Below are 9506 nucleotides of genomic sequence, written 5' to 3'. Positions count from 1 at the left end.
CCTGTTGACGCTAGGGTGACATCTTGCGTTACTGCATTTACGCTATCTCCTGTCGCATAACCAATCTCTAGCGCGGCTTTCGTAACCGCCACTGGGTCAATTTCCGTTACTACAACTGTATCGGAAATAGTATTTCCTGCCTTATCACGAACCCATACCGTATATGTTCCATTTAGCTCAACGTTAAATAATAATCCGTCAAATGTAGTTGCCTGTGCATAATCAACATCAGTACCAAGCGCAAACTTTTTCTCCGCTATACCCGATACATCATCGCTAGCATCTACTGCAATTGCCACATATTGGTTCGTTGCTTGTGATACTGACTTTTGGATTTTATTAATTTTCGGCGCAACTTTATCCACTAAAATGGTTCCCGTATAGGTAATTGATACTGAATCATTTGTAGTTGAACTGCCGTCATTTACAACAATATCAATATTTGTATAGGTTCCTTCTGACAGCTCACTGCCTTCCCACTCTAACTCCCAATTACCAAGTGCATCTACTGGAGTTGTTTTTTGTTTGCCATCAATTGTCGCAGTTACGTTCAATATATCTTGCCCTATCGATCCCGATAAAAATTGACCAGCATTAACATCTGTTGCTGTACCTGCCAAAATAACTTTACCATCAGCATTTACAATTTGATCCTCGTTCGAATCTATTAGGGTAATACTTGGCTCATTATTTAAATACTCAATTGAAATATCATCTTTCGTTGCAAATTGAACCACTGAAGCAGGTGCGTTTATAAAGGCATTATCTAAGAATTCAACTTTTATGTTGTTAACATTATTCCCTAGCCCATGATTATCGGCATTTCCTGTCAGCTGCAAGTTAATTTGCTTTTCATTAATAAGTGTAGCTACAGGTGTTAATCCTGCTGGAACATTTAATACGTTAACTTTATCACTCGCTACAAAGTCTTCACCTGTCGTTCCATTAAACTCATCAAGATCCAATGTGATCGTAATCGGCGTTGTACTGATTGAACCGTCATTGCTGTCTGCTTCCATAAACGTTGCAGGGACATACGTTAAGCTTGCTATACCTATAAATTCAATCTTCAAGTCGTCCTTTGTTGCATTTTGTACTTTCGTAGCATCTCCACTTACAAATGCTCCATTATTAAATGTAAAAGTCAAATCATCGACATTGTTATATTCCAAATGTTTACTAGCTTTTCCGGTCAACTTAACTTCCAAAACGGTATTGCTTATTCGTTGTGCTACTGCTGTTAAACCGTCCGGTAGATTAGAAACTTCCAATTTTTCCAATGCTACAAAATCATCGCCATCGTTTCCAGTAAACTGATCGTCGCTCAATTCAATTGTAATCGCTGTTGTTGCTATGGAACCATCATCTATTTCTGATTCTGTAAAAACAGTGCTTAAATACGTTAAGCCACTTACATCTGCAAAGTCGATTTGAAGGTCATTTTTAGTCGAATTGACAACCTCTGAAATATCTCCTTTTGTAAAAGCCGTTTTATCAAATGTAAAGGTTAAATTGTTTACATCATTTACATTTAGATGATTTGCAACTGCCCCTTCCAACGTCACTTGTAGCTCAGTACCACTTGTTCGTATTGCTTTTGCAGTTAAACCATCCGGTAAATTTGTAACCTTTAATTTATTCGTTGCAACAAAGTCCTCATCCGAGTTACCTGTAAATGTATCATTTGCTATTGTTATCGTGATTGGCGTTGTACTAATTGTTCCGTCGTTCTTTTCGGATTCTTTAAAAATCAAACTAGAATACGTTAAAGTGCGTGGATCAGCAAAATCAATTTTTACGCCTGATTTTGAACTATTTGTAACCTTTGCAGCATTTCCACTTGTAAATGCTGAATCATATGGAAACGAAATTGTTAAATTGTCTGTATCATCGATATCAGAATGATTATCTGCTTCCCCTTCTAAGGTAACATATAAAGAAGTACTACTCTCACGAATGACTTTCGCCTGTAAACCATCTGGTACCCCTTCGATCAATACTTTATCGGTAAAATTGTCGCCATCGTTTCCGGTAAATGTATCATATTTTAAAGTAATCTTTAACGGATTCTGGAAATCCTTTACATTTCTTTGAATGGTTCCATCATTTGCTTCCGTCTCCACAAACGTATCACCGTAATACGTTAAGATTGGTGCCGGATCAAAAAAGTCAATTTGCAAATCATTTTTAATTGCATTATTAACAATAGATGCTTTTCCATTTGTAAAAGCTGAATTTAAAAATGCAATTGTTAGGTTATTTACATCATGAATATTTTCGTGTTTAGTAGCTGTCCCGCTTAAAGATAATTCAAGTTGATTGGCACTTGTTCGTATTGCATGCAATTGAAGATTTGCAGGTAGATTGGTTACTTGCAATTTTCCAGACGTAGTTGCTGCAAAATCTTCGCCATCTACACCGGTAAACGTATCATTCGCCAATGTAATCGTAATTGGTGTCGTACTAATTGAACCATCATTTAAATCCGATTCATAGAACTTAGAACCGGAATAGCTTAAGGATGGCGCAGTTGTGATAGTTACAGTTCCTTCTGTTACATCAACAATTACATTTTCCCCGAAGCTATCTGTAAACTCGGAAGTGTAATCCTCGTCTGTATCCAATGTTATTGAAGTATCTCCTGAAGATGCAGTCTCTTTTATCTTAAATTTAATGGCAATTAACTCTTGAAGGGTAGAAAGCGCAGTGTTCCCAAGCCCAGTAATCGATAATTTACCATTCTCTTCATCATTCTCAATGCCAATATTATATTTCGAAACAGTTGTTTTTTTAGTAAAAGTCACATAATCAAGCACATTTTGATCATACTCTAAATTTAGATTAAAAGATTTAACATTAGAAGTAATACTGCTTATCGAAACAGGAATTTCTACTACATCCCCTGCAAACCCTGTTATAGAACCAATAGCAATCTTAGCTGTCGGATTGCTGAAGTCAATTTCAAGTGGATCACTTGTTGTCATCTTAACAACAGCCGTATTTCCTTTTGTAAAAGCTTGGTCCTTAAGGGTAATTCTTAAATTGTCTGCAGTCGTAACATCATTCACATCTAGATGGTTTGTTGCATTCCCTATTAAACTAACTTCAATTTGATTTGCACTTGTTCGTTCAGCACTAATACTAAGTCCAGCTGGTAGTTTAGTTGAATCCCAGTCCAAGTACTCTGTAAAATCATCGCCATCTGTACCAACAAATGTATCATTCTCTAATGTAATTGTAATCGGAGTTGTGAAGGTACCATTATTAGCTTCTGCTTCGACAAATTTAGTATCAGAATAAATTAATTTCCGAACGGAAACTTCGCCTTCTGTTACAGTTCCGATGATATTATTTAGGTCGCTACCAGTAAACTCAAGCGGTACAGGGAATTCGTCTGTAGCAGCACTTATTGTCAATGCCTTTTCCCCAGTTGTTGCACCAGCTTTTACTTTAAACTTAATTTTGAATAAATCTTGGGTTGTTGCAATCGGATTATCTCCACCACTCATGTCAACCCAAGTCGTTCTTAAAACACCTTCATCATTAATGGCATTGTAAGCAAAACCTATATCATCTTGTATTGCAGGACTGACATCAACAACCTCTAATGCCTCTTTATCAAAATCAATAAATATACCATAGGCAGCAATATCTGATGATAGTTTAGTAATAGATACAGGCACCTCTATTTCTTCACCAACAAATGCTGCTACCTCACCGATTTTGATTTCCGCTGTTCCATCCGCAAAGTCAATGGCTAAATTATCCATTGTTGTATTCTGTACAATAGATGTAGTTCCATTTGTAAATGCTGTATCCTTGAATGATAATTTGATGTTACTAATATCATTGCTATTGGCATGATTAGTAGCTTTTCCTGTTAAAGTCACTGCAAGTTGATTAGCAGTCGTGCGGATAGCACTTAAAGATAATCCTTCTGGCAGATTTTCAACTTCTAATTTATTGTTTGTTGCAAAATCCTCACCATCTGTACCGGTAAACGTATCGTTCGTTAAGGTAATCGTAATCGGTGTCGTGCTGATTGAACCATCATTCGCAGCTGCTTCGACAAATGTTGTACTAGAATATGAAAGTGAAGGAGCTTCGCTAATTGCTATTTTACCAGCTATTACGTTGGCTAATACTCTCTTATTGTTGTCATTTTTAAGCACTATTGGTGATGATTGTGTCGCACTAAGTATAATAGGCATGTCCCCAGAGTAAGCTTCATTTTTCGCTTTAAATTTGATTGTGAATAACTGTTGTTTCTCCACACCAGTTAATGGATTAAGCGTGCTTGTTAGATCTGGCCAGCCAACACTAATCAACCCTTTTTGATTATCAAAGCTTGAAAAGGCATTTGTATTTATTGGAGAAATACTTATTACTTGGAATTTATCTTTTGCAAAATCCAAAATCATATCATAGGAAGATATGTTTGAAGGAATATTGCTTATTGAAACAGGCACTTCAAATTCTTGCCCTTTATATGCATTAAATGGTATTTCAGTACCAATAGTAATGTCAGCTAATGCAAAATATCCATCACTTGTAAGCTCTAGTTCTTGTAACCATGTTTGAGAATCAATACTCTTTCCATACTCAACTGAAGTTGGATCAAAAGGGTCAAATATCCCTCTAGCTTGCTTGGTAGTTGATTGATTCCAATAAAGATTGTTAAATCGCTTTTTAGTTAAGTCGGGGCCACCATAGGTCGTTGTATATCCAACAATCCCTCCTGGATTATAAGTACCTGTAACTTCCCCACTAGCATAAGAATTTCCAAGCGTACTCGATGCGTCATTGATGCATCCAATTAAACCGCCAACGTTAGATACTCCCTTTACTGTTCCATTTGCAATGGCATTGTTGACTTTAGAAGAAAACCCTACTTTCCCAAAAAGACCCCCAACATTATAATGGCCCGTTACGCCGCCTGTAAAATGCACTTTATTAACAGTCCCAGAATCTAATACACCTATTAATCCCCCTGTACCGTCATCAAAACTACTATTATTCAGATCACCAACCACAGATACTGCTGAAGTTGCATTCGTAATAGTAGTTTGATAAGCATAGCCTAGTAAACCACCTAGCGATCCATTTCCTGAAAATCCCGCCGTTCTACTTCCCGAAACTGTTCCATTTGTCACATGAACATTTTCTATTGTTGAGCTGAAACTGGATGCCGCTAGAGTACCTACTGAATAGGATTGAAATAATCGGTTTTCTAAATCTATGTTTACTCCATCTATTGTGAGATTTTTTATTGTTGCATCTTGCAAGGTAATAAATAGGCCCGTATTTTGATACCTAGATTCAGTAATTGTTAAATTACGAATGGTCTTATCATTACCATTAAGCGTTCCTTTAAATCCACTGCTAATTGGCTGCCAATTTGAATAACTGCTTAAATCAATATCATTCACTAATTTAAAATTCTTGTCACTATACTCTCTTAAATTCAAGGCATTAAGCTGATCTGCCGTAGTAATCAGATAAGGGTCATCAACTGTGCCAGTGCCAGTAAACATTTTAATGATGCCAGTTGCCGCACTTGATACAGCAGCTCCAGTTCCTTTTTCATTTTTCGGAATAACCTCTACTTTAATTACTTTGCCCGCATCAGCAGCTTTGATTACATAAGTATTAACAGCAGATGCCGGTTGAACCAATGTTTTATTATATATTCCATTGGAGTCATAACTGTAGAATGCAAAAGTCGTGTCCGTCTCTAGATCTCCATCGGCATCAGTATACGTATAAGTGGCTGTTAAGGTTGAACCTACTTCTGCTGTTCCAGTAAGCTCTACGTTTGATGCAACCGGCAGTTGATCGCTATTGTTGTTAAAAACACGGAGTGTTGGATAACCTACTCCTTCCTGAATCGTCCATGTATTAGCAAAGTCCCAGCCAACATATGTCGCCTGTTGCTTCATCTCTACCGTAGTTTTTCCTATACCTTTCCCAGTATCAGATTGGCCTGTTGTAGTTTGATCGTAATAACTGTCTACTACCGTACCAACATTATTGACTGCTACAATACCACCTGTAATATCGGCAGCGGCAGCACCACCCACTCTTCCTATGGCATAACTATTACTAATTGTTCCAATATTAATTCCTACGATTCCACCAAAATTGTTTTTGGCATCGGAATTAAGACCTACGTTCGCCGCAGAATAACTTGAAGTGATTAATCCCTCATTAGTCCCAACAAGTCCGCCAAATTGATACTTACCAGCTACCGTACCCGATATAAAACAATGGCTCACACTTCCAGACGAGTATCCCGCAAGTCCGCCCACATGTAGCCATCCCTTAATATCAACATTCTCTAAATATATATTTTTCAAATTGGAATTGCCTAGTTCCCCGAATAAACCCACAAACTGGGTATTAGGTCGATAAATTTTAAGATTTTTAATTTTATGACCAGCCCCATCGAGTGTGCCCTCAAAAAAATCAATCGGCAACCAACCTTCCCCTGCACTATATCCACTTAAATCTATATTATTTCCCAATTTAAAATGTGCTGATTGAAAATTACGAACAGCATCCAGCTGCTCCGCTGTTGTAATGATGTAAGGATCTGCTACTGTACCAGTCCCTGAAGAAAATATTGCTCCTGCACTTGCATCACTTGGCATTGAAATTGCAATCGGCATCGCCCCTGCTGTGGCAAGGATCATCATCAGCCCTTTTTTACTAAGTGGGAACTTGCTAATATTTTTATTGTTCATCTATAATTCTCCCCTCTTCTAAATCTACCCATATAATTAATTCATTATTTAGAAATGACTATTTCACCTGAAATACTTTCCACTCATCACCTCCAAATTTGATTAGGCTGACGAGATAGGTTACAGCCTTGGTTGTTGTCCCTGCTTGTTGGTAGAACACTTCTAGATTACATCTTGAAATCGGGTCTTCTCCCGCTGTTGAGACAAAGACGTCGTTTTTCATGGCGAAGCCCTTTTCATAATCATGAGAAGCAAGGGCATACTTGGGTGTGTATTCTTTCATATATTGATCAACCTGCTTGAAAATCCCCAGTTGCTCCTGTAAAGTAATGATTTCAATCGTTTGGGTTATTTCTTCTGGCTGCGGTTCCTCAGGCTCTTCCATTATTTTTTCATCATTTTTAAATAGCTTGGTACGCAAGCGATCCCATAATATTTGCTTCATCGTTCTCCTCCTCCCATAATTCTTTCAAGCTATGAAACAACGCTTCTCTTACTTGTTCCTCCATCGCTTTATAGAGCTTCCATGCTTCATCGTGAAAAATCAGTATCGGGTCACGCTGTTCATAGACACGGGAGTGCAGGCTTTGTTTCAAATGGTGGATTGTATCTAAATGGACAGCCCAGCCTTCATCAAGCAGCCCTATATATAGTTGGAGGAGCTGCCTTTGTTGAAGCGGTGAGAGCTTTTCAACCCGTTCACGCCAAAGCTCCTTTTCTTTTTGCACCAACTCGAACTGTTCATAATAATCCCCATACTCTCCACCGATAATCTCATCCACCTTTGGATTATCCTTAGTTGGCAGCGTATTTTCTAAATAAGCAGCAATGTGGTTTTGCGCGGTTTCCAGCCACTCCTCACCTACAAGCACTTGGCGACGATGGTTGTAAAAAAGATTGCGTTGATCATGAATCACGGAATCCAGCAAAAAGACAATCGTGCGAATCGCAAAGTTTTGCTCTTCGACTTCTTTTTGAATCTTTTCAAATAAATCATTGTTTTTGACACTCTTTTTCCATTTTTCAGTTCTCTCTCCGGCAAAGCGGACCATCAATTCATCTTCCCATGACAAGAAAAACTTTGATTTTCCCGGGTCGCCTTGTCTGCCTGCTCGTCCACGGAGCTGACGGTCAATTCGTCTGCTTTCATGCTTTTCTGTACCGATTACATACAAGCCGCCTACATCAGCAACACCTTCACCTAAAACAATATCCGTTCCCCGACCGGCCATATTGGTAGCAATCGTAATCATACCTTTTTCTCCTGCTCTGGCGATCATCGCTGCTTCTTCCTTTTCTGTTTTGGCATTGAGCAGTTGATGAGGAAGGCCTGCTTTTGTAAGCATGTCTGCAATATGCTCGGACTGGGCGACTGAAGTCGTACCGACCAACACCGGTTGTCCACGTTCATAGCTTGCTAGTATTTCAGCTAAAACAGCTTCATATTTTTCTTGTTTTGTCGCGAAGATTTGATCGTCTGCATCTTCGCGGATAACCGGTTTATGCGTTGGAATGGCTGCAACTTCAATTCCATACAGGTCATGTACTTCTTCTTCTTCTACTTGAATCGTCCCCGTCATGCCAACAACTGTTTCATATAAACTAAATAGCTTTTGAATCGTTATCGTTGCTTTCACACGATTTTCTTCACTTAAGATCAGACCTTCCTTCGCCTCAATCGCTTGATGCAGTCCGTCATTATATTGTCTGCCTTCTAAAATCCGCCCTGTAAATGGATCGATCAGCTGAATTTTATCTTCATCAACAATGTAATGCTCATCTTTTTTCAAAAATACATGGGCTTTTAAGCTTTGCAGCAAAAAATGAAAGATTGGAGCATGTTCACCATCATATAAATTATTAATCATTAATACAGCTTCCAGCTTCCCAATCGCCGCTGGTGTAAAAATCACTTGGTTTGTCCTTAAATCCAGCTCATAGTCCTTATCTTTATCCATTTTCGCAACAAGCTTCGAGCAAACGGAATAGATATCCGGCGGAGCTTTTTGCTTTTCAGAAATGATCAGCGGCGTCTTTGCTTCATCAATTAAAATGCTGTCCACTTCATCAACGATGGCAACTTGGAGAGCAGGCTGTACCATTAGCAGCCTGTCTTTAGCAATATGATCGCGCAAATAATCAAAGCCAAATTCATTGCACACACCATAAGTCACATCCTGCATATAGGCTTGTTTTTTCTCAAAAAGCTGCATTTCAGATAAATTCAAACCAACCGTAATTCCTAAAAACCGAAACACCTTTCCCATTTGTTCATAATCTCTTTTTGCCAAATATTCATTCACTGTCATCACATGAACCTTTTTGCCTAATACGTTGTACCAAATAGCAGGAAGAACAGACATAATTGTTTTACCTTCTCCCGTCGCCATTTCTGCAATCTTTCCATCCGCAAGTACCCAGCCCGCCATCAGCTGAACATTATGTAAATCAATTTGGAAAACTCGCCAAATCACTTCTTTCACTAAAGCAAATAAATAACAACGGAACTTTTCATCACGCACTTTTTTCTCTCTTAACTGAATAAATACAGTTCGCAATTGGTCATCAGATAAAGATTGATAGTTTCCATGTAATTCATTAATCACTTGGACGAACTGAAGGGTTTTGGTGTTATTTTTTTCAGCAATATATGATTTAAATTTTTTCTTTACCATCCATTTATCCTACTTTCTGTATTAATTATCGGGAAAAGTATAAAAAATGATAAAAGAAATCTAGTAGTCTACATGCCCCCCAATATTA

At 38.2% G+C, this 9506-nt stretch carries 3 protein-coding genes; all 3 read right to left on the bottom strand.

Translation table 11 applies throughout. The features are described from left to right. On the bottom strand, positions 1-6743 hold a 6743-nt coding region (locus tag BAZO_RS14485; RefSeq protein ID WP_003332358.1), incomplete at its 3' end, for a cohesin domain-containing protein. 58 nt (positions 6744-6801) lie between these two features. Next, positions 6802-7188, bottom strand: a complete 387-nt coding sequence (locus BAZO_RS14480) for a hypothetical protein (RefSeq protein ID WP_003332356.1) — start codon at positions 7186-7188, stop codon at positions 6802-6804. Further along, the gene (locus BAZO_RS14475) at positions 7145-9418 is read right to left on the bottom strand and encodes a preprotein translocase subunit SecA (RefSeq protein WP_003332355.1); all 2274 of its coding nucleotides are present in this window, start codon (positions 9416-9418) and stop codon (positions 7145-7147) included. Before BAZO_RS14475 ends, BAZO_RS14480 begins: the two co-directional genes overlap by 44 nt. Positions 9419-9506 lie beyond the last annotated feature (88 nt).

Source organism: Schinkia azotoformans LMG 9581 (assembly GCF_000307855.1).
In the GTDB taxonomy this organism is placed as follows: domain Bacteria; phylum Bacillota; class Bacilli; order Bacillales; family Bacillaceae_J; genus Schinkia; species Schinkia azotoformans.
This window is presented reverse-complemented; position numbering and strand designations above follow the sequence as displayed.

Bases quoted from the DNA above. Each gene is read 5' to 3' on its own strand.
- BAZO_RS14475 (WP_003332355.1), bottom strand. From the start codon at position 9,418: ATGGTAAAGAAAAAATTTAAATCATATATTGCTGAAAAAAATAACACC.
- BAZO_RS14480 (WP_003332356.1), bottom strand. From the start codon at position 7,188: ATGAAGCAAATATTATGGGATCGCTTGCGTACCAAGCTATTTAAAAAT.